The organism is Rhodococcus kronopolitis (assembly GCF_042654025.1).
GTDB classification, from domain to species: Bacteria; Actinomycetota; Actinomycetes; order Mycobacteriales; family Mycobacteriaceae; genus Rhodococcus_G; species Rhodococcus_G kronopolitis.
In genome coordinates this window covers 278,219-297,620 of sequence record NZ_JBHSFO010000012.1, presented here as the reverse complement: position 1 = coordinate 297,620, position 19,402 = coordinate 278,219, and the positions used below count along the sequence as shown (strand labels likewise).

Annotated in this window: 19 protein-coding genes; 9 read left to right on the top strand and 10 right to left on the bottom strand. The window is 70.8% G+C overall.

Features of this window, described 5'->3' with window-relative positions; genetic code table 11:
• The first annotated feature begins 3 nt into the window (after positions 1-3).
• The gene (locus tag ACFO6S_RS18390; protein WP_378419401.1) at positions 4-936 is read left to right on the top strand and encodes an alpha/beta hydrolase; all 933 of its coding nucleotides are present in this window, start codon (positions 4-6) and stop codon (positions 934-936) included.
• Positions 937-1,010: 74 nt separating this feature from the next.
• On the opposite strand, the gene ACFO6S_RS18385 is transcribed toward ACFO6S_RS18390, so the two are convergent.
• From ACFO6S_RS18385 to ACFO6S_RS18365, 5 genes are all read right to left on the bottom strand, one after another.
• Complete coding sequence (locus ACFO6S_RS18385; protein WP_378419400.1) at positions 1,011-2,948, bottom strand: vWA domain-containing protein; 1,938 nt, start codon at positions 2,946-2,948, stop codon at positions 1,011-1,013.
• A gap of 324 nt (positions 2,949-3,272) precedes the next feature.
• Positions 3,273-3,863 (bottom strand): glycine betaine ABC transporter substrate-binding protein, encoded by a 591-nt coding sequence (locus ACFO6S_RS18380; protein WP_378419470.1) that lies wholly within the window; start codon positions 3,861-3,863, stop codon positions 3,273-3,275.
• A gap of 135 nt (positions 3,864-3,998) precedes the next feature.
• Complete coding sequence (locus ACFO6S_RS18375; RefSeq protein WP_378419399.1) at positions 3,999-5,189, bottom strand: NAD(P)-dependent malic enzyme; 1,191 nt, start codon at positions 5,187-5,189, stop codon at positions 3,999-4,001.
• Between the two features lie 336 nt (positions 5,190-5,525).
• The gene (locus ACFO6S_RS18370; RefSeq protein WP_378419398.1) at positions 5,526-5,840 is read right to left on the bottom strand and encodes a hypothetical protein; all 315 of its coding nucleotides are present in this window, start codon (positions 5,838-5,840) and stop codon (positions 5,526-5,528) included.
• A complete protein-coding gene (locus tag ACFO6S_RS18365; RefSeq protein ID WP_378419397.1) occupies positions 5,837-6,691 on the bottom strand; it encodes a PHP domain-containing protein in 855 nt (284 codons plus the stop codon). Before ACFO6S_RS18365 ends, ACFO6S_RS18370 begins: the two co-directional genes overlap by 4 nt.
• Positions 6,692-6,824: 133 nt before the next feature.
• Between ACFO6S_RS18365 and ACFO6S_RS18360 the strand changes: the two genes are divergently transcribed.
• Positions 6,825-7,904 (top strand): magnesium and cobalt transport protein CorA, encoded by a 1,080-nt coding sequence (locus tag ACFO6S_RS18360; RefSeq protein WP_378419469.1) that lies wholly within the window; start codon positions 6,825-6,827, stop codon positions 7,902-7,904.
• Positions 7,905-7,907: 3 nt separating this feature from the next.
• On the opposite strand, the gene ACFO6S_RS18355 is transcribed toward ACFO6S_RS18360, so the two are convergent.
• Positions 7,908-8,495, bottom strand: coding sequence for a suppressor of fused domain protein (locus tag ACFO6S_RS18355; RefSeq protein ID WP_378419396.1), 588 nt, complete (start codon positions 8,493-8,495; stop codon positions 7,908-7,910).
• A 33-nt stretch (positions 8,496-8,528) separates the two neighbouring features.
• The gene (locus ACFO6S_RS18350; RefSeq protein ID WP_378419395.1) at positions 8,529-9,932 is read right to left on the bottom strand and encodes a cellulase family glycosylhydrolase; all 1,404 of its coding nucleotides are present in this window, start codon (positions 9,930-9,932) and stop codon (positions 8,529-8,531) included.
• A gap of 192 nt (positions 9,933-10,124) precedes the next feature.
• Between ACFO6S_RS18350 and ACFO6S_RS18345 the strand changes: the two genes are divergently transcribed.
• A complete protein-coding gene (locus tag ACFO6S_RS18345) occupies positions 10,125-10,628 on the top strand; it encodes a hypothetical protein (protein ID WP_378419394.1) in 504 nt (167 codons plus the stop codon).
• Here ACFO6S_RS18345 and ACFO6S_RS18340 read toward each other — a convergent pair.
• Positions 10,612-11,742: a winged helix DNA-binding domain-containing protein gene (locus ACFO6S_RS18340; protein ID WP_378419393.1), complete on the bottom strand. Its 1,131-nt coding sequence runs from the start codon at positions 11,740-11,742 to the stop codon at positions 10,612-10,614. The genes ACFO6S_RS18345 and ACFO6S_RS18340 overlap by 17 nt on opposite strands.
• Before the next feature lie 320 nt (positions 11,743-12,062).
• On the opposite strand from ACFO6S_RS18340, the gene ACFO6S_RS18335 reads away from it, so the two are divergent.
• Positions 12,063-12,362 carry a hypothetical protein gene (locus ACFO6S_RS18335; protein ID WP_378419392.1) on the top strand — a complete coding sequence of 100 codons (300 nt, stop codon included), beginning with the start codon at positions 12,063-12,065 and terminating at the stop codon, positions 12,360-12,362.
• Between the two features lie 58 nt (positions 12,363-12,420).
• Here the strand turns inward: ACFO6S_RS18335 and ACFO6S_RS18330 are convergent, their stop codons facing one another.
• Together ACFO6S_RS18330 and ACFO6S_RS18325 are read right to left on the bottom strand one after the other, a co-directional pair.
• Positions 12,421-12,912, bottom strand: coding sequence for a YflT domain-containing protein (locus tag ACFO6S_RS18330; protein WP_378419391.1), 492 nt, complete (start codon positions 12,910-12,912; stop codon positions 12,421-12,423).
• Between the two features lie 85 nt (positions 12,913-12,997).
• Positions 12,998-13,954, bottom strand: a complete 957-nt coding sequence (locus ACFO6S_RS18325) for an HpcH/HpaI aldolase/citrate lyase family protein (protein WP_378419390.1) — start codon at positions 13,952-13,954, stop codon at positions 12,998-13,000.
• Between the two features lie 98 nt (positions 13,955-14,052).
• On the opposite strand from ACFO6S_RS18325, the gene ACFO6S_RS18320 reads away from it, so the two are divergent.
• The 5 genes from ACFO6S_RS18320 (at position 14,053) to ACFO6S_RS18300 (ending at position 19,317) form a co-directional block, all read left to right on the top strand.
• A complete protein-coding gene (locus ACFO6S_RS18320) occupies positions 14,053-15,324 on the top strand; it encodes a magnesium transporter MgtE N-terminal domain-containing protein (RefSeq protein WP_378419389.1) in 1,272 nt (423 codons plus the stop codon).
• Positions 15,317-15,820 (top strand): DUF1003 domain-containing protein, encoded by a 504-nt coding sequence (locus ACFO6S_RS18315; protein ID WP_378419388.1) that lies wholly within the window; start codon positions 15,317-15,319, stop codon positions 15,818-15,820. The genes ACFO6S_RS18320 and ACFO6S_RS18315 overlap by 8 nt, the downstream gene beginning before the upstream one ends.
• A gap of 112 nt (positions 15,821-15,932) precedes the next feature.
• Entirely contained in the window at positions 15,933-17,099 is a 1,167-nt protein-coding gene (locus tag ACFO6S_RS18310; RefSeq protein ID WP_378419387.1) for a lytic transglycosylase domain-containing protein, read from the top strand.
• Between the two features lie 200 nt (positions 17,100-17,299).
• Complete coding sequence (locus ACFO6S_RS18305) at positions 17,300-18,154, top strand: lytic transglycosylase domain-containing protein (RefSeq protein WP_378419386.1); 855 nt, start codon at positions 17,300-17,302, stop codon at positions 18,152-18,154.
• 26 nt (positions 18,155-18,180) lie between these two features.
• The gene (locus ACFO6S_RS18300; protein ID WP_378419385.1) at positions 18,181-19,317 is read left to right on the top strand and encodes an Mrp/NBP35 family ATP-binding protein; all 1,137 of its coding nucleotides are present in this window, start codon (positions 18,181-18,183) and stop codon (positions 19,315-19,317) included.
• Positions 19,318-19,402 lie beyond the last annotated feature (85 nt).

Below are 19,402 nucleotides of genomic sequence, written 5' to 3'. Positions count from 1 at the left end.
GCGATGCCGTACCTGCCACGGGCACTGGTTGCCGCCAATCTCGCTGTGTTCTACCGGATTGCGCTGCACGCCCGGATGCCGGTGACCGTGGCCCGCAAACTGCTCGACGCCGGTTCGGCGCTGCAGCTGCTGCCGTCCGGGACCGTGGTACGACCGCTGACCCTGGCCGGGCGACGCGCCGAACTGGTCACCGTCGGCGCCACCGAGCGCAACCGGGCCGTGCTGTACCTGCACGGCGGCGGGTTCACCCTCGGCTCCCTCGCCACCCACCGGTCGCTGGCCGCACACCTGTCCCGAGAGTCGGGGGCGGCCGTGTACGTGCTGGACTACCGGCGGGCCCCCGAGGATCCGCACCCCGCCGCGCTGGACGACGCGACCGAGGCCTACCTCGAGCTGCTGAGCGAGCACGGCTACGACCCGGATCGGGTTGCCGTCGCAGGCGACTCGGCCGGCGGCGGCCTGTCCCTGGCCACCGCCCGCGCCCTGGTGGACCGGCACGGCGTGCGGCCGGCCGCGCTCGGGTTGATCGCGCCCTGGGTGAACCCCGGCGCCCGGGACGCGCCACGCGAACGCGACCTGGTGGTCAACGCCGCGTGGTCCGTCGCTGCGTCCACGGCCTACCTCGGCGACGGCAGCGTCACCGACCCCGGCTACGCACCGCTGCTCGGCGACCTCGCCGGCCTGCCACCGACGATGGTGCACGTGGGCACCACCGAGTTGCTCCACCCGCAGGCGGTGGAGCTGGTCGAGAAACTGCGGGCGGCGGGGGTGCGCGTCGAGTTCACCGAGTACCGGGACCTGTGGCACGTGGCGCACCTGCAGGCCTCGGTCCTGCGGGAGGCCGACGAGGCCGTCCGCGAGCTCGGCGGCTTCCTGCGCAGCGAGTTGGAGCGTTCGGCGTTGGAGAGTTCGGCGTTGGAGAGTTCAACGGGCTGACACCGAACGGGTGGTTGTCGGGTCACACGCCGAGAGGCAACCCCGGCAACCACCCGTTCGGCCGTGTCGGCCGCCTACCGTCGGCGCCTGCGCACGACGAGCCAGCCGACGACGCAGCACAGGGCAACCCCCGCGGCGACGACTGCGATCGCAGCGGTGGAGGACCCCGAGTCCGGCGTGCCGACATCCACGGCCGCGGCGTTGTCGGCCACGGCGTCGGGGAGGCGATCACCGGTGGACGTAACTCCGCCCGTCGGCTCGGTGCCTGCGCCCGCCGACGGCGCATTCTCCCCGAAGATCCCGGCGGTGACGGCGTCCGCGTACTTCGGCCCGGCCTCCGGCGTCCCGGTGAGGGTCAGGTCCAGTTGCACCGGCACCGGCAGGTTGTCGCCCTCCGCGGCGGTCGAACCCAGCTTCACCGCGATGTAGTGCCACCCGGCGACCGACTGCGTCCGGTGCTCGTAGGTGTCGGAGGTCCGGTTGCCGTAGCGGATCGGCACGGTGGCGAGCGCATCCCTGCTCGAGGGCAGCACCTGCTCGGTGCCGGTGTACGCCGCGAAATCCGAGTCGATCCGCTCCCGGGTCGGGGAGTACAGAGCGGTGCTGACATTGGAGATGTTCTCCACGCCGCGACCACCGTTCGCACCGTAGCGCACTCGATACGCCAGCCCCTGTCCCCAGTCCAGCTTCACCCGGTAGAAGACGAACTCACCCGGCTGGACCGAGTCCGTGTAGCGGCCGCTGCCGTCGAGCGCGGACGCGACATTGAAGGATCCGCCACCGACCGCGGGGGCACCCGCCCCGGCGGGCTGCGTGAAGACCGTCAGCGGCGCCACCGCGACCGGGCCGGGATCGGTGACGGCGGGCTCGATGCCGACGAGCAGTTCCATCGGCAGTCGTTCCGGCACGCCCTTCGAGACCTTGTCCCAGGTCGGTGCGAAGTAGTAGCGCCCGCCGCCCTTGCACTTGTCGGCATCGACGTTCTTGCCGTCCCGTTTCTCCTTCGCACCGTCGAAGGCCTGGGCCACGGTGAGGGCCACCCCGTCACTGGACTTCGTCGCCTGCTCGAACTCGAATTCGTTGCAGTCACGCCCGTCCGCGCCGTAGACCCGCAACTGGACGACGTTGTTGTCCTTGCTGGACTCGATGTCGGGTATCCGGGGAAACGAGACGGTGCCGCTGAAGTACGCGGTGGCACCGTCGGGAACGTCGACCGCGTAGTAGCGCGTCTCCTTCTGACCGATGGTGTCCAGGTACTGACCCGGCGTCGCCACCGGTGCGGCGGCGTACGTCGGCGCTCCGGCGATCGGTGTCCCGGCCGCCTTGTAGTTGCGCAGCGCCGCGGCGGTCACCCGCGGCAGTGTCCGCTCCAGTGCCGGTCCGTCGGCGGCGTCGGTGTAGGTCCCTCCGGTGGCCTGGGCCATGCAGGTGAGCTGCGCGCGGGCCTTCCCGTCGACCGCGAAGCCGATCGCGTGCATCACCAGGTCTACACCCTGCCTCTTCAACTCCCTGGCGACCTCACACGGATCCGGTGGGGCACAGGTGTCGTCACCGTCGGAAACCAACACGACCGAGCGTGGTCCCGAGTTCGGGAGCACATCGGCGGCCTGGCGCAACGCATTGCCCATCGGCGTCCAACCGCTCGCGTGGATGCCGTCGACTGCGCCGGTCAGCGCGACCCGGTCCAGGGTGTCCGGCTTGCGAAGCACCTGCACGTCGCTGCAGCCCTCGGTCTTCTCCGCCTCGCTGCTTCCGGTGCCAGTGCCGTAGACCGTCAGTCCCACCTGGGATTCGGCCGGCGCCGCGGCGACAAAGCTGCGGACGGCGTTCTTGGCCGAATCCATCATCGTGCCCGCCGAATCGGGGCGCTGCATGGATCCGGACGCGTCGAGAATCAGCATGGTCGGCGCGTACTGCGGGGCCGACCGCTCGTTCTCCTGCGCTTGCGCGGGTAGCGTGGCCATCGACAGGCTCATCAGTCCCAAGACCACCCCCGCGGTCAGTGTGGTCATTCGCTCGGCAATTCTCGGCATGTTCCCCCGCCTGCATTGTGTGCCCGCTGTGTCCGGTGACCGACAGTACAGACCCGATTCACACGGCCGCCCTGATCGTCGGGCACCGGGGCCACGAGTCCAATCACACTGCCACCCAATGACTGTGGCCTGCCGAGTTGCCCACGTATTTGCGATATGCGCGCCTCCGCCACCCGGCCGATCCGCGCTCGGCCCCGTGAACATCACGGTCGTCGCGGGGTCACAAATTCTCGGGCTCGTTGCCGCACTGTTGCCGCTTCCGCCGCCGGGCGGTCGGACCGCCGCCCGTCCTCGGCCGCTCGGTCAGCGCGCGGCGAGCCAGTCCGCGGCCACCTCGCCGGGACCGCGTCCGCCGCGCACCTGCTCGGCCAGTTCGGCGAGGTCGGTCGAGGTGAGCTCTCCCGCAACCACATTGAGCGCCTTGACCTGCTCCTCCGTCAGCGCGCCGGTGCGCATCAACGGAACCACGTTCTGCGGCTCGGCACCCGTCCCCGGCTCCTCCGCCATCGCATAGTCGGACACCGAGAGACCCTCGGGCAGAGACCTGTTCAGCTCCTCGAACACCGTGTCCGGGTCCGTCTCGGCGGCGCCGGGGTGGAAGCGGTCCAGGAGGCTGCCGGTGTACTCCGGCACCAGCGTCACCGACCCGGCGTCGAGCTCCACCAGGTCCTGGCCCGGCGCAAGTCGGAGCCGGGTCTGCACCGGAGCCCCGGCGGCACGCAACGCGCCCGCGTAGATCTCGGCGATCACCTGAGACTCCGCGGACTGCCCGGACCCCACCACGATCGCCGCGGGCGGTGACGCCTCGTCGACCCGGGTGGAGTCGACGGCGCAACCGGTGAGCGAAGCCAACACGACCCCGGCGACCGCCGCGGTACCGATCAACCGAGCCATCATGGCGCGCCACGCTCCAGTCCTTGTCCGCCCAGCGAATGTCCCACCTATCGTGACACTGCCCCGATCCGAAAAAGCCGAGGGGCCCCGCGCGGGCCTGCCGCGCGGGGCCCCTCGGGCCGGGTGCTGCGATGCCTAGACAACGCCGTCCGCGAGGGCGGCGGCCGCGACGGCCGCGGCCACCGCAGGCGCGACCCGCGGGTCGAGCGGGCTGGGCACGATCTTGTCGACGGAGAGCTCGTCGGCGACCACCGACAGGATCGCGTCGGCGGCCGCGAGCTTCATGTTCTCGGTGATCCGCCGGGCACCCGCGTCGAGCGCGCCCTTGAACACGCCGGGGAACGCCAGCACGTTGTTGATCTGGTTCGGGAAGTCGCTGCGGCCGGTCGCCACGATCGCCGCGTACTTGCGGGCGACCTCGGGGTGGATCTCCGGGTCCGGGTTCGACAGCGCGAAGACGATCGAGCCCTCGGCCATGCTCGCAATGAGCTCCTCGGGAACGGTCCCGGCGGACACGCCCAGGAACACGTCCGCGCCTGCGAGCGCCTCGGCGGGACCGCCGGAGAGCCCGTTCGGGTTGGTCCGCCCGGCCAGGTCGACCTTGATCTCGTTGAGGTCGGTCCTCGAGCTCGAGACGATGCCCTTCGAGTCCAGCACGATCACGTCGGAGATTCCCGCCGCGAGCAGGATGTTCGCGCACGCCACGCCTGCCGCGCCCGCACCGGAGATCACGACGCGCAGGCCGGTGATGTCGCGGTTCTGGACCGTGACCGCGCCCTTGAGCGCGGCGAGCACCACGATCGCGGTGCCGTGCTGGTCGTCGTGCATGACGGGGCAGTCGAGGGCCTCGATGACGCGACGCTCGATCTCGAAGCAGCGGGGCGCCGAGATGTCCTCGAGGTTGACGGCACCGAAGCTCGGGCGCAACCGGATCAGGGTCTCGACGATCTCGTCGGGGTCCTTGGTGTCGAGCACCAGCGGGATCGAGTTGAGTCCGGCGAAGCTCTTGAACAGCGCGGCCTTGCCCTCCATGACCGGCAGCGAGGCGCGCGGTCCGATGTCGCCGAGACCCAGCACCGCGGTGCCGTCGCTGACGACGACCACCAGGCGGTTGGTCCACGTGTAGCGATCGACCAGCGACACGTCGGCCGCGATCGCGCGACTGACCTGCGCGACACCCGGGGTGTACGCGATCGACAGCGCGCGCTGCGAATCGAGCGGGGTCGTGGTCTCAACTGAGAGCTTGCCGCCGAGATGGCCCGCGAAGATCTCTTCGTCGGTCAACTCAACCTTGGACGGAGTGGTTGATTCAGACACGGGAGACACGATGACACTCCTACTCATGCCACCCCCACGCGGGGGAGGGTTACCGGTAAGTAGCAGCGCAGAGAGGGAATCTCGGCGCTGCCGAAGGTTCATTGTCGAGATGGGGTGAGGCTAACCGAGGGTGCGCGATCAATTCCCGATTGGTCTTCGGGACACTGCACTCACATCGGAAGCGCGAAGGCTCCGGGCGGGGTCTGCCCGGGCACGAAATCTGCCGCTGATGAATCCGACTTTCGCCCTCTCGTCGGGCGGTGGCACCGACGCTGGAGTGCAACAAGTCTCGCACCGGCCCTTCCGGGCAGGCAAATCTCACCGGTCTGCGGGTGTTTTGTGAGGTCACCCCCACCACTGGGTCCACAACAGCGCCACTGTGACCAACAACACTACGGCCGACCCCGCTGCCGCCGAACCGCCGCGTCGACGGTCGGCAAAACGCTGCGCCGCGACCACCACGACGGCCGCCACGACGTGCGCGGTGACCGACACCGCGCCGGGGCCTGGGAAGCCCCGTCTGCCGCCCAGATAGGCGGTGCCGATCACGACGAGGGTGAGCACCACGACGCCCGCGGTAACGGCGCCGCTGAACGCCCGCAGTCCGCGGACCGCGCCCGGTTCGCGGGCGGTGTAGTCCGGGTAGTCGAGGTCCGTCACCGGGTGATCACCGCCGCGCCGGTGGCCGAGCCCACGATCCGTCGGTACTGCTCGGGGTCGGTGAGGAACTCGCCGAGCACCACTGACTTGTTGCTGCCGTGGTAGTCCGAGGAACCGGTGACGATGAGGTCGTGGTCGCGGGCGAGGTCGGCGAGCAGGGCCCGATCCTGCGGCCGGTGGTCGTGGTGGTCGATCTCGACACCGCCGAGGCCCTCAGCTGCCAGTTCGACGATCTGCTCGACCGCGAGCAGTCGGCCGCGGCTGGCGGCGCGCGGGTGCGCGACGACGCTGACCCCGCCTGCCGCGGCCACCATCGCCACCGCCTCCGCCAGCTCGGTGTCCGCCTTGTGCACGTAGTACCGCCCCCCGGTCCGCAGCAGGTCGGCGAAGGCCTCGTTGACCGACCCCACCACACCGGCGTCGACCAGCGCGCGGGCCAGGTGCGGGCGCCCCGCGGCGGGCCCGGCCGCGGACATCACGGCATCGGGGTCCACGGGCAGTCCGTCGGCCGCCATCTTCTCGGCCATCGCCCGCAGTCGCCCGGTCCGCTCGTCCCGGAGCCGGGCCCGTTCCCGGGCGAAGGCCGGCTCGGTCGGGTCGAACAGGTACGCGAGCAGGTGCACCGCGACCGGCCGGCCGTCCTCGCCGCGGCCCTCGCAGGACATCTCCATCCCGCGCACCAGGGACAGCCCGGCGGGCAGCGCCGCCTCGGCCTCCGCCCAGCCCGCGGTGGTGTCGTGGTCGGTGAGCGCGACCACGTCGAGGCCGGCGGCCGCCGCCGCCGCCACCAGTTCGGACGGGCTGTCGGTGCCGTCGGAGGCCGACGAGTGGGTGTGAAGGTCGATGCGCACCCGGCCATTGTCTCAGCAACCGGCGCGTACGGGCGGCCCGCCCGATCTGCGGGGATAGCATGAGGCTTCAGCCCCCGATGCGAGAGGAGGTGCCGCGATGGCGTCGCTGCCGCCGCGCCCGCACCTGCCCGCGCTGCCACCTCTGCCCTCGCTGCCGTCCTTCCGCTCGTCGCCCCCGCCCGACGACTCCACCCCTCCCCCGTGTCCCGTCGAGGACGCGATCGTGGACTGCGCGGTGTACGTGGGGGGCCGGCGCCTGCCGGGCACCTTCACCCACGAGACGGCAATGGCGAAGGTGCGCGCCCTGGGACGGGGCTTCGTGTGGGTCGGTCTGCACAAGCCGGACGAGTCCCAGATGGTCTCGGTGGCCGAGTGTTTCGACCTGCACGAACTGATGGTCGAGGACGCCGTCCTGCACTCGCACCAGCGCCCCAAGCTCGAGCGCTACGACGACGTGATGTTCATGGTGCTGCGCACCGTCAACTACATCGAGCACGAGTCGATCACCACCGCCAACGAGGTGGTCGAGACCGGCGAGATCATGATCTTCATGGGTCCCGACTTCGTGCTGACAGTCCGGCACGGCGAGCACTCCGAACTCACCGGCGTCCGCCGTGGCCTCGAGGCCAACCCCGAACTCCTCGCGCTGGGTCCGTCCGCGGTCCTGCACGCGATCGCCGACCACGTCGTCGACTCGTACCTCGCGGTGACGGAGTCCGTGGAGAACGACGTCGACCTGATGGAGGAGGCGGTGTTCAGCACCGGAAACCGGGTCGCGACCGAACAGATCTACCTGCTCAAGCGCGAGATCGTCGAACTGCGCAAGTCGGTGAACCCGCTGGCCAGCCCGCTGCAACGGCTCGGCCAGGACACCACCACCGGAATCCCCAAGGAGGTCCGGCGCTACCTGCGCGACGTCCAGGACCACCACACCATCGTCGCCGAACGGATCGCCGAGTTCGACGAGGTGCTCAGCACGCTGGTCGACGCCGCGCTGGCCAAGATCGCCGTGCAGCAGAACACCGACATGCGCAAGATCTCGGCGTGGGTCGCCATCGCCGCCGTGCCCACCATGTTCGCCGGCATCTACGGGATGAACTTCGACCACATGCCGGAACTGCAGTGGGCGTTCGGCTATCCCCTGGTACTCGGCGTCGTCGCGGTCATCTGCTCCGGACTGTTCGTGACCTTCCGCCGCAACGACTGGCTCTGACTCCTACAGCGACGCCGCCCGGCGGGCCGGGTTCTGCGCGTCGATCCCCGCCTCGGCCCACGCCTCGCGCAGCGCCGCCGCCCCGCGCAGTCGCACCCAGGCGGCTTCGGTGCCGGTGATCGGGACCGCGTCGAAGAATCGCACCGGGTCCGCAGGCTCGGGCAGGACGAGTTCGCCGATGTCGCTCTCCCCCAACAGCATCGCGGTGAACGGGGCGCCGACCCAGAGCGGTTCACCGACGTCGAGCAGTCCGTCGACCGTCAGCACCACGCCCTCCACCGCGGGCGCCGCGGCCAACATCGCCAGCGTGCGGTGCACGCCCGACGCCACGCCTGCGCCGCCGAGCAGCGAGAGCACCAGCTCCGCGCGCGGGCCCCGCACCGGGTCCGCGACCAGGTCGCTGGGATCGCCCATCGGGTGCCGGGAACAGCCCAGCGAGACGTAGCGCACCAGGCCGGCGTCGTCGGGGCCGAAGCGGAGGACCTCGAGGGGTTCGAGGCCCAGGAAGGTCACCGAGGCGGCGGACGGCGGCGGACCGCCGATCTGCTCGACGAGGTGCGTTCGGACCGAGGCGATGACGCTGTCACTCACCCGCTCATCTAACACCGGTCCCCGCCGGAAGGGTCAGCGAGCGGGGGTCAGCGTGACGGTGGTCTCGTCCGGCGTCTGCGGCGCACGCAGCGTCAGGATCCTGGCGCCTGCGTCCCAGCTCGCGACCTCGCCACCGGAGACCTGCGCGCCGTTCGGGAAGGTCCGCGCCGGCAGGTAGATCTCGGTCGGGGCGGAGATCGACGCGTCGGGCCGGTAGGTCAGCTCGAGTCGCTCGGGCTCGCCCCGCCACCCGATCGGGGCGCCGGCGACCGCGCGGGGGTACGGGCGGTCGAGTGCGGGTACCAGGTTGCGGGCGGCGCCGTCCTCCTCGTAGGGACCCCAGCTTCCCGGATCGCGGGACCAGTAGCTGACGCCGGCGCCCATCTCCGTTGCCGTCGCGTAGATGCGCTCGACGAAGTCGAGTGCGCCGGGAAGTGTGGTGTCGAGGCCGAACTCCCCCAGGATGATCGGCACGTCGCCCAGTGCGGCCGCGGTGCGCAGCGTGTGGCCGCGCCACGCGTCGACGGTGGCGTCGACGAGGTCGCGCGAGGTGCCCTCGTAGCCGCCGCCCAGGTCCATCGGGAGGGGATAGATGTGCGGGCAGTAGGCAATTCGCTGGTCGCCGTCGCGCGCGTCGTCGATCGGCCCGAGACCGCTCGGCGTTCCCCAGTTCACGCCCATCGCCTGCGGTGCCACGCACACCCAGCTGTCCTGGTCGACGGTGCGGATCGCGTCGGCCGTCTTCTGGTAGAGCGCCGTCAGCGGGCCGGCCTCGAAGACCGGGCCCTGCAGGGTTCCGCCGTACGGCTCGTTCATCAGGTCGTACGCCACGACGGCGGGGTTACCCGAGAACCGTTGCGCCACCGCCCGCCACGCCTGCGCATAGTGGTCGGCGAGCTCCGGGTGCTCACCCGTCGTGTTCCAGAAGTTGTCGAACGCCCTGATCACGCCGGGGTCCAGGTAGTACTGCTCCCACATCTCGTGCGAGCCCACCGGCAGGCCGTCCATGTACGTGGCCCAGGCCGGCGCGCCGTTGCCGGTCTTGCCGTCCGGGGTGATCGCGCCGGACCAGAGGTCCTGGTGCATGTCGAGCATCACCTGGTACCCGCGCTCGGAATACCAGCCGACGCGTTCCTCGACGCGGTCGAGGTACGCCTGGTCGAAGACCCCCGGCTCCGGCTCCACGGACCGCCACGAGATCAGGAACCGGACGAAGTTGGTTCCCATGTCGGCATGTTCACGCGCGAGCTGCTCCTCGGTGAACTTCGGCATCCCGTCCGGGGTGCTCTTCGCGCTCGACGCCGTGTTGAAGCCCCGCAGCACGAGCGCCCGGCCCGCGTCGTCGGTGAGGAACGACCCCGTGGGCGCGGGATCGGATCGCAGTGCCGCGCCGACACCGCCCGCAAGGACGAGCGCTCCGGCCGCCAGGAGGGACACCACTCTGATCCGCCGCACACTCGACCTTCTTCACCGTTTCGCCACGCCTGGTCATCTGGACGCCGATATTGTGGCGACATGTCCGAGTCCCCCGAGGCCGTTTCGGTGAATCCACAGGTCAGGCCGGTCCCCGGCTCGTGCGCGGTCGCCGGGTCCGCAGACCCGTCAGCCGCACACGAGAACGAGCACGAAGTGCCTACCGGTCCGTGGGCGGGCACGGTCACCGCCGCCGTGATCTCCGTTCTCTTCGGGACCTGGACGCTGACCGGCACCGCGCTGACGTACCTGCCGGAACTGCTGGTGCCCAGCGCCCTCGGCCTGCCCTTCGGGGTGCCGCCGTTGCGCCTGACGCCGCTCGGCGAGACGACGACCGGATCGTGGGCGGTGGACGTGCTCGCGGCGCTCGTGATGATCGCCGTCGTCTGGATGCGGCTGGTCAACTCGGCGAGGCTGCACCCGGCCGGCGGCGTGGCCCGCGCATTCTGGGCGGGGCTGGGCGCCACCGTGATCGGCGTCGTGGCAGGCAACCTGGTCCGCATCGTGTACCTGAGTTTCGTGCTGAACGAAGGTCCGGGCTCCTACCTGGCCTCGCTCGCGGGCGGCGCACTCGTCTCCGCCCTGTGGGGAGCGGCGATCGGGGTGGCAGTCGGCATCGCCCACGCACTGGCCCGCCGGGGGTTCACGGCATCGGAATGAACCGGACGTCCTGACTGTCGGCGCCTGGATGCGCGAACCCCAACAGCCGCAACGCCTCCGACTCGACCTCCGACTCGACGCCCTTCCCCAGGCGCCGGAAGGTCGTGACCTCCACGACGCCTGCCCCCTTCTTCGCGGTGACGGTGACGAAGCCGGCCACCGTCCCGTCGACCAGGATCGTCGGCTTGATGATCCCGTTCACGGTGAACACCACCTTGCGGTGCTCGTCCGAGATCACCCGAGCCCGGTTCGCGTGGCCGAGCAGCACACTGTCGAAGGGCGCCAGGATGCGCGCCGGCGGCGCGCACGACGGGTCCGGGCGGGGTGCGTCGGGCAGGTCGAAGAGCTCGGCCCCGTCCTCGTCGAGGAACGCCCGCAGCCGCGGCCGCAGCCGCTCGAACACCTCCGCCAGCCGGGTCAGTCCCGACCACGCCTGAGCGTCCGCGACGCTCGCGGGTCCGTATGCCGCGAGGTATCGCAACAACAGTCGCTCCGGCTCGGGCTGCGCCGGGCCAGCGACACCGAGCCAGTTCTCTGCCGTGGTGCACACCGGCTGACCCGAACGCCCCCACAGGCCGCGTGGGGGCACCTGCACCAACGGCAGCAGGCACCGTGCCGCGTGCGCCAGCGCCGCCGGGTCGCGGTCCGGCCAGTGACGGGCGAGCAGCGGACGCAGCTGCGCCATCGTCATCGGGTCGGCGTCGAGCAGCTCGCGGCTCACGGCCGCCATTGCGGCGAGGTCGAGACCGGAGAGGGCGTCGCGATGCGCCGTGTTGGTCCTCAGGTCGGTGTCCATGATCGGTTGGACCCACGGGCGCAGCGCCAGCGCGTCCGCGGCGGTCACCGCATGCACCGTGCCGCGCATCAGCACCATCCGTACCACCTCCCGGGTGGCGATCAGCGCGGACAGCTCGGCGGGATCGAAGCGGTCGAGCCGCGCCCACAACGCGAAGTAGGGCGCCATCGGCGACTGTGCCTGCAGCCCGAACAGGTGCGTGAGGAGATCGGCGGCGCTGCCGCTGCCGCGGCGCAGCAGGTGCTGCCGGTCCAGTGTGGCGTGGGTCAGCGCGCGCCGCGTCAGCCGCTCACGGGTCGTTCCGGTGCCGGAAATCAACTCACCCCTCCTCGCACGACTGTCGAACCAGGCCGAACAGACTCACAGCCTGCTGCCAGCGACGCCATGGAGGGAAGCATCGCAGATCGCCGCCGCAGGCCGCCGCACACCACGACGTGATCAGCAAGTTCATCGCCCGTAGCACGGAATTCGGGCCGTTGCGGGGCCAGGCTGGCACCCTGCTGTGAATGCCGCCGCGGCCCTGTCCGTGGCCGCGATTGCTGGCCTAGCGTCGAAATCGGATCGAGGTTCCGAGCACGGGAACCGACCACCCCACGGGACCCGAACCTCGTATCCGACACCGAGGAAAGGACACCACCATGACCGCACCGCAGCAGCCCCGCCGAAGCCGCCGGACCGCCAGACGCCTCGTCGTGACCGGAGCGCTGATCGGACTGCCGCTGATGGCCGTGACCGGAACCGCGATGGCCGACCCGGTCCATCACGACGGCGACCGCGGTCAGTACCAACAGGGCGACCACCACGACGGGGACCGGGACAACGGCTGGAATCAGCACCACGACCGGAACCAGAACAACTGGAACCCCGGCAACTGGAACCAGGGCAATGACTGGCAGCCCCCGAACCCGCAGTTCCCGGCACCCGCATTCGGGAGCTGAGGCCCGTCGGACCCCGCCGCCGCGCGCAACCTCCCCCGAGCGCGCGGCGGCGGTCTCGTCAGATGGCCAGCTTGGCCAGCAGGTCGCGGGCCCGTTCGGCCGACTTCGGGTCGCACAGCACGTCGTAGCGGCCGGCGACCAGCTGCATGGTCGAGGAGAAGTCCCGGGTGCCGCGGGTCGCCGCGTACGGAATCGTCGTCGAGATCAACCCGAACACGACACCGCCGAAGATGCCCGCCGCGAGCGGTCCGAGCAGTCCGCCGGTGAAGATCCCGAGCAGCAGGCCCAGGAACACGCCCAGCCAGGCACCCGAGACAACTCCGCCACCAATGACTTTCGCCCAGGTGAGTCGGCCGAGCACCCGCTCGACCTGCATCAGGTCGACGCCCACGATGGTGACGTCCTGCACCGAGAACTGTTCGTCGGAGAGGTAGTCGACCGCGCGCTGCGCCTCCGCGTAGGTGGGGTACGAACCGATCGGCCAGCCGGACGGCGGGGTCGGCAAACCGCCGCGTCCGGGCCCGTTCGGCGTTGCGAGTGGATTGGCCATTGTCGGTGCTCCCTCAGGTCTGTGGCGTTGACACCGGGTGCTCCTGCCGTGCACCCAGTGTCCATTTTACGGAGATTGCGGACCTTTACGGAGATTGCGGATCGAACCGCTGGGTCCGGGTCATTCGCGCCGCCCGCCCCTTGCCCGCGATCACCTGCGCCATCTTCGCGCTGGCCTCGTCGATCATCTCGTCGCCGAGCATCGCGGCGCCGCGTCCCCCGCCGGCGGCCGAGGTGTGGAACTCGTAGGCGTCGAGGATCATCTCGGCACGGTCGTAGTCGGCCTGGCGTGGGCTGAACACCTCGTTGGCGGCGTCGATCTGCGTCGGGTGCAGCACCCACTTGCCGTCGAAGCCCAGTGCCGCAGTCCGGCCTGCCGCGCGCCGGAAGGCCTCGACGTCGCGGATCTGCAGGTACGGGCCGTCGATCGCCTCCAGGCCGTGGGCGCGGGCGGCCATCAGGATGGTCATCAGGATGTGGTGGTAGGCGTCGCCGGTGTCGTACCCGTCGGGCTGCTCGCCGACCACCAGGGTCCGCATGTTGATGCTCGCCATGAAGTCCGCGGGGCCGAACACCAGGGTCTGGACCCGCGGACTGGCGGTCGCGATGGCGTCGATGTTGGTGAGCCCCAGCGCATTCTCGATCTGCGCCTCGATGCCGATCCGTCCCACCTCGAGCCCGTGCGCCTTCTCGACCTGGGTCAGCAGCAGGTCCAACGCCTGCACGTGCGCGGCGTCGGTCACCTTCGGCAGCAAGATCGCGTCCAGGTTGGCGCCCGCGCCCCCGACCACCTCCACCACGTCGGCGTAGGTCCACTGCGTGGTCCAGTCGTTGATCCGGACCACCTTGATCTGGTCGCCCCAGCCGTCCGAGTTGAGGGCGTCGACGATCTCGACGCGCGCCTGCGCCTTGGCGATCGGGGCCACCGCGTCCTCGAGGTCGAGGAACACCTCGTCGGCGGGCAGGCCCTTCGCCTTCTCGATCATCTTCCGGCTGCTGCCGGGTACCGCCAGGACGGACCGACGCGAGCGCGCAGGCACCATGAGGACCTCCAGTGGATGGAAGGACGTGCCCCTCGGTAAACCGCGTGTGCCAGCCCGCGATCCTCCGTCGGGGCACCGAGCGAATTAGCCTTGCCATCATGGCAGCAATGAGCAAGGTCTTCGCAGCCAGGCTGGCGGGCCTGGTGGTGCTCGGACCGGACGGCGAATCCATCGGCCGGGTACGCGACGTCGTGATCACCATTCGGGTCGGCCGGCAGCGGCCGCGGGTCCTCGGGCTGGTGGTCGAACTGCTCACTCGCGGCCGGATATTCATCCCGATGCTTCGGGTGACGGCGATCGCCCCCGGCTCGGTCGCGGTCACCGGAAACGTCAGCCTGCGCAGGTTCACCCAGAAGCCCGGCGAGGTACTGGTCCTCGCGCAGGTCCTCGACACCACCGTGCGGGTCGACGACCCGGAGCTCGACGAGCTGGCGGGGCAGGACGTGCTGGTGGTGGACCTCGGTATCGAGCTGACCCGGACGAGGGACTGGGTGGTCGCGCGGGTGGCCGTCCGGCGGCCGCGCGGGCGGCTGTCCCGCCGCGCGGCCATGCACGTCGTGGAGTGGCCACACGTGCACGGGCTCACCCAGACGCAGCTGGCCCTGCCCGGGCAGGGCGTCTCGCAGCTGCTCGCCCAGTTCGAGGGAATGCGCCCCGCCGACGTGGCCAACGCGATCCGGGAGCTGCCGGACAAGCGGCGCTACGAGGTGGCGGTCGCGCTCGACGACGAGCGCCTCGCGGACGTGGTCCAGGAGCTGCCCACCGACTCGCAGACCGACCTGCTGATGCACCTCGAGGTGGAGCGCGCGGCGGACGTGCTCGAGGCCATGGACCCCGACGACGCCGCCGACCTGCTCGGTGAGCTGCCCGACGCCGAGGCCGAGTCACTGCTGCAGCTGATGGACCCGGAGGACTCGGAACCCGTCCGGCGGCTGCTGCAGCACTCCCCCCACACGGCCGGCGGCCTGATGACCCCCGAACCGGTGATCCTGACCCCCGCCACGACGGTGGCCGAGGCGCTGGCGCGGGCCCGGCACCCCGACCTGACACCCGCCCTGGCGAGCATCGCGTTCGTGGTCCGGCCGCCGATCTCCACCCCCACCGGGCGCTACCTGGGGTGCGTGCACCTGCAGCGACTGCTGCGCGAACCACCGGCGACACTGGTCGGCGGCATCCTGGACACCGACCTCACCCGGCTCGGCCCCGAGGACCCGCTGACCACGGTGACCCGGTACTTCGCCCGGTACAACCTGGTGTGCGGGCCGGTCGTCGACGACGAGGGCCACCTGCTCGGCGCCGTCGCGGTCGACGACGTGCTCGACCACCTGCTCCCGACCGACTGGCGCGACGAGGCGGCCGACGATGAGTGAGAAGACCACGACCCCGGCCGGCCAGCGCCTCGACACGCCCCGGGGGTCCCGCCGCATCGGCCTGCACATCGACATCGAGGCGGTCGGCCGGGTCAGCGAGTCGATCGCCCGTTTCCTCGGCACCGGCAAGTACCTGCTGATCCAGACGGTCTTCGTGATCGTCTGGATCATCCTCAACGTGGCCGCCGTCGGGCTGCAGTGGGACCCGTACCCGTTCATCCTGTTGAACCTGGCCTTCTCCACCCAGGCCGCGTACGCGGCGCCACTGATCCTGCTCGCCCAAAACCGGCAGGAGAACCGCGACCGGGTCTCGCTGGAGGAGGACCGGTCCCGGGCCGAGCAGACCAAGGCGGACACCGAGTTTCTCGCCCGCGAGCTCGCCGCCCTGCGGATCGCGGTCGGCGAGGTGGCCACCCGCGACTACCTGCGCCGCGAACTCGACGAGATCAAGGGTCTGCTCGCCGATCTCGACACCGACCGCACCCCGCCCGGGTAGCGGGGCCGGCCGAGGCGTCTCGACCGGACCCGCGTCGACCCAAACGCCGCGCACCACCGTTTCCGTTATGTAACCTGAATCACATTTGCAGGAACGGTGACGGGGAGGGCTCATGCGGCTCAGGGGTATCGCGACTGCGGCAACGATCGGGCTGGTGTCGCTGGCCACGGCCGCGTCGTCGGTCGGCACGGTGACCGCGGCGGACCTGCCGAGCCAGCCGGCGCCGGCCGCCGTCTCACCGGAGCCGCTGCCGGCAGGCGCCCCGCCCACCGGGCCCGACGCAGTGCCGACCGGAACCGTGGGACTGGTGGGAGCGGCGCCGCGCCCAGTCCGCACGCCCCGGGCCTACACCCCGCCGCCGCCGGTGGTGTTCGAACTGCCGCCCGCCGTCGCCGAGAAGCTCACCCAGGCCCCGGTCTCGCTGAGCGCGCTCGGCATCCCCGAACTGGTGCTCGGCGCCTACCGGGCCGCCGAGGCAACGATGTCCGACGAGGCGCCCGGCTGCGGCGTGAGCTGGCACCTGCTGGCCGGGATCGGCCGGATCGAGTCCGGACACGCGGGCGGCGGGCGCACCGACGCCGCCGGCACGACGGTGACCCGGATCCTCGGACCCACCCTGGACGGCACGCTGGCCGGAAACAACGTCATCACCGACACCGACGGCGGCCGCCTCGACGGGGACCTCCGGCACGACCGTGCGGTCGGGCCGATGCAGTTCATCCCGGGCACCTGGGCCAGGTACGCCGCGGACGGCAACGACGACGACGTCTCGGACCCGAACAACATCTTCGACGCCACGCTCGCGGCGGCCCGCTACCTGTGCTCCGGCGGGCTGAACCTGCACGAGCCCGCCCAGGAGCTCAAGGCGGTGCTGCGGTACAACAACTCGGCCGCGTACGCGACGAACGTGCTCGCCTGGTCGGCCGCCTACGCCGCGGGCGGCACGCCTGCCCCCGGCTCGATCCCGGACGTCCCCGCCGAACCCGCCAAGCCCGGCGAACCAGGCAAGCCCGGCGACCCCGCGAAGCCTGACGACAGGTCCCCGGCGCTGAACGCGTCGGCGCCGACGCCGCCCACCTCGACCCCGACGACACCGCCGCCGGCGCCGTTGTTCCCGGGCCTGCCTGCGCTGCCCGAACTGCCGTGCCTGATCTTCTGCCCGCCGCCCCCCGCGCCGGTCCAGGCACCCCCGGCCCCGGCGCCAGCCGGCAACGCTGCCCCGGCTCCCGCCGGGGCCGCTGACCATGTCCCGGCCGGGGCCGCTGCACCGGTCCGCTGACCAGGCCGCCACGCCCGGGCGGCACGCCCGGCCGAGATCAATTCGACACCTGAAGAAAGTCCTCCTGACCTCCACCGACGCCGCGCCCTGCCCACTTTCACATCACGGCAAGATAACGGAAGCATCTCAAACCGGGTAGCCTCGATTTCGGTCTAGAGCATCACAGCGCCCCATCCGGGGGTTCGCAGGAGGTTTTCTCGGTGGGTCGTCACAACAAGAAGTCCAACTCGACGCTGCGCCGCGGCTCCGTCATCGCACTGACCGGGATGATTCCCGGCGGACTGATCACCGCGGCCGCCACCTCCGGCGCCGCCCCCGCGATCCCGTTCCTCACCACGGCCGCTAAGTCCGACCCGATCGCCGCAGAACCCGCGACCGTCGATGCGACGCAGGAGCAGGAGGTGACGGCCCAGCCGATCGCCGAGCCCGCACCCGCGCCGGTCGCCATCCCAGCGCCCGCCGACGCCGCACCCGCGCCCCTGCCCGCCCCGCTCCCGGAGGGCCCGCTCGGCATTCCCGCGATCAACTACGCCGCGTACCAGAACGCCGAGCGGGTCATCGCCGAGCGACAGCCCGACTGCGGCATCAACTGGATGCAGGTCGCAGGCGTGGGACGGGTGGAGTCCAGCCATGCCAACGGCGGCAAGGCCGACGGCAACGGCAACCTGTTCGAGCCGATCATCGGTCTTCCCCTCGACGGCAGCCTGCCCGGCCAGGCCGTCATCATGGACAGCGACGGCGGCGCCCTCGACGGCGACTCTGTCTACGACCGCGCGGTCGGTCCCACCCAGTTCATCCCGACCACCTGGGCGCACTACGGCATCGACGGCAACGGCGACGGCAAGGCCGACCCTCAGAACCTGTTCGACGCCGCCGCGTCCACCGCCAACTACCTGTGTGACGGCGGCACGAACATGCGCGACATCGTCTCCGCGACCAAGGCGATCCTGCGGTACAACAACTCGATGGCCTACGTCGCGAACGTCACGGCCTGGTCGCTGGCGTACTCCACCGGCATCACCCCCACCGCGGACGCCCTCCCCCGGATCCACTGATTCGGCTCACCACTACCATCGGGGGTATGCCAGCAGTGACCGAGTCCGACGTTCGTAGCGCGCTCGCCAAGGTTCTCGACCCCGAGATCCGCAAACCCATCACCGAGCTCGGGATGGTCAAGAGCGTGGTGATCGCCGACGACGCGAGCGTCGACATCATCGTGCTGCTGACGACCGCCAGCTGCCCGATGCGCACCGAGATCGTCGACCGGGTCACCACCGCCGTGGCCGACGTCGCCGGCATCGGCGCGATCCGCGTCGAGCTCGACGTGATGGACGACGAGCAGCGCACCACCCTCCGCAAGTCACTGCGGGGCGATTCCGCGGAGCCCGTCATCCCGTTCGCCCAGCCCGGGTCGCTGACCCGCGTGTACGCCGTCGCGTCCGGTAAGGGTGGCGTCGGAAAGTCGTCCGTCACGGTGAACCTCGCGGCCGCCATGGCGGCGAAGGGGCTGTCCGTTGGCGTGCTCGACGCCGACATCTACGGCCACTCGGTCCCCCGCATGCTCGGCACCGACGCCAAGCCCACCCAGGTCGAGCGGATGATCATGCCGCCGCAGGCGCACGACGTGAAGCTCATCTCGATCGCCCAGTTCACCCAGGGCAACACCCCCGTCGTGTGGCGCGGGCCGATGCTGCACCGGGCCCTGCAGCAGTTCCTCGCCGACGTCTTCTGGGGCGACCTGGACATCCTGCTTCTGGACCTGCCGCCGGGCACCGGCGACGTCGCGATCTCGGTCGCCCAGCTCATCCCGGGCGCCGAGATCCTCGTCGTCACCACGCCCCAGCAGGCGGCCGCCGAGGTCGCCGAGCGCGCCGGTGCGATCGCCCTGCAGACCCGTCAGCGCATCGCAGGCGTGATCGAGAACATGTCGTGGATGGACCTGCCCGACGGCACCCGGATGGACGTCTTCGGCTCCGGCGGCGGTCAGGCCGTGGCCGACCGGCTCACCAAGGCCGTCGGCGCCAAGGTCTCACTGCTCGGTCAGATCCCCCTCGAGCAGGCCGTCCGCGAGGGCGGTGACGAGGGCACCCCGATCGTGCTCAGCGCGCCGGACTCCCCGGCAGGCACTGCCCTGCGCGAGATCGCCGAGAAGCTGTCGGTCCGCTCCCGCGGGCTCGCGGGCATGTCGCTGGGCATCGACACCACCCGGCACCTGTAGGAACACCCGAACTGGACAATTCGACCCCGACAAATCGCCCCAGCGGTTACCTTCGCACCCGAACCACTGATCGATGCCGCCCCGC

Excerpts from the sequence above, each read along its gene's own strand:
- ACFO6S_RS18335 (WP_378419392.1), top strand. The coding sequence starts at position 12,063 with ATGACCGCACCGCAGCAGCCCCGCCGAAGCCGCCGGACCGCCAGACGC.
- ACFO6S_RS18390 (WP_378419401.1), top strand. The coding sequence starts at position 4 with ATGCCGTACCTGCCACGGGCACTGGTTGCCGCCAATCTCGCTGTGTTC.
- ACFO6S_RS18315 (WP_378419388.1), top strand. The coding sequence starts at position 15,317 with ATGAGTGAGAAGACCACGACCCCGGCCGGCCAGCGCCTCGACACGCCC.
- ACFO6S_RS18325 (WP_378419390.1), bottom strand. The coding sequence starts at position 13,954 with ATGGTGCCTGCGCGCTCGCGTCGGTCCGTCCTGGCGGTACCCGGCAGC.
- ACFO6S_RS18385 (WP_378419400.1), bottom strand. The coding sequence starts at position 2,948 with ATGACCACACTGACCGCGGGGGTGGTCTTGGGACTGATGAGCCTGTCG.
- ACFO6S_RS18300 (WP_378419385.1), top strand. The coding sequence starts at position 18,181 with ATGCCAGCAGTGACCGAGTCCGACGTTCGTAGCGCGCTCGCCAAGGTT.
- ACFO6S_RS18310 (WP_378419387.1), top strand. The coding sequence starts at position 15,933 with ATGCGGCTCAGGGGTATCGCGACTGCGGCAACGATCGGGCTGGTGTCG.
- ACFO6S_RS18330 (WP_378419391.1), bottom strand. The coding sequence starts at position 12,912 with ATGGCCAATCCACTCGCAACGCCGAACGGGCCCGGACGCGGCGGTTTG.
- ACFO6S_RS18380 (WP_378419470.1), bottom strand. The coding sequence starts at position 3,863 with ATGGCTCGGTTGATCGGTACCGCGGCGGTCGCCGGGGTCGTGTTGGCT.
- ACFO6S_RS18320 (WP_378419389.1), top strand. The coding sequence starts at position 14,053 with ATGGCAGCAATGAGCAAGGTCTTCGCAGCCAGGCTGGCGGGCCTGGTG.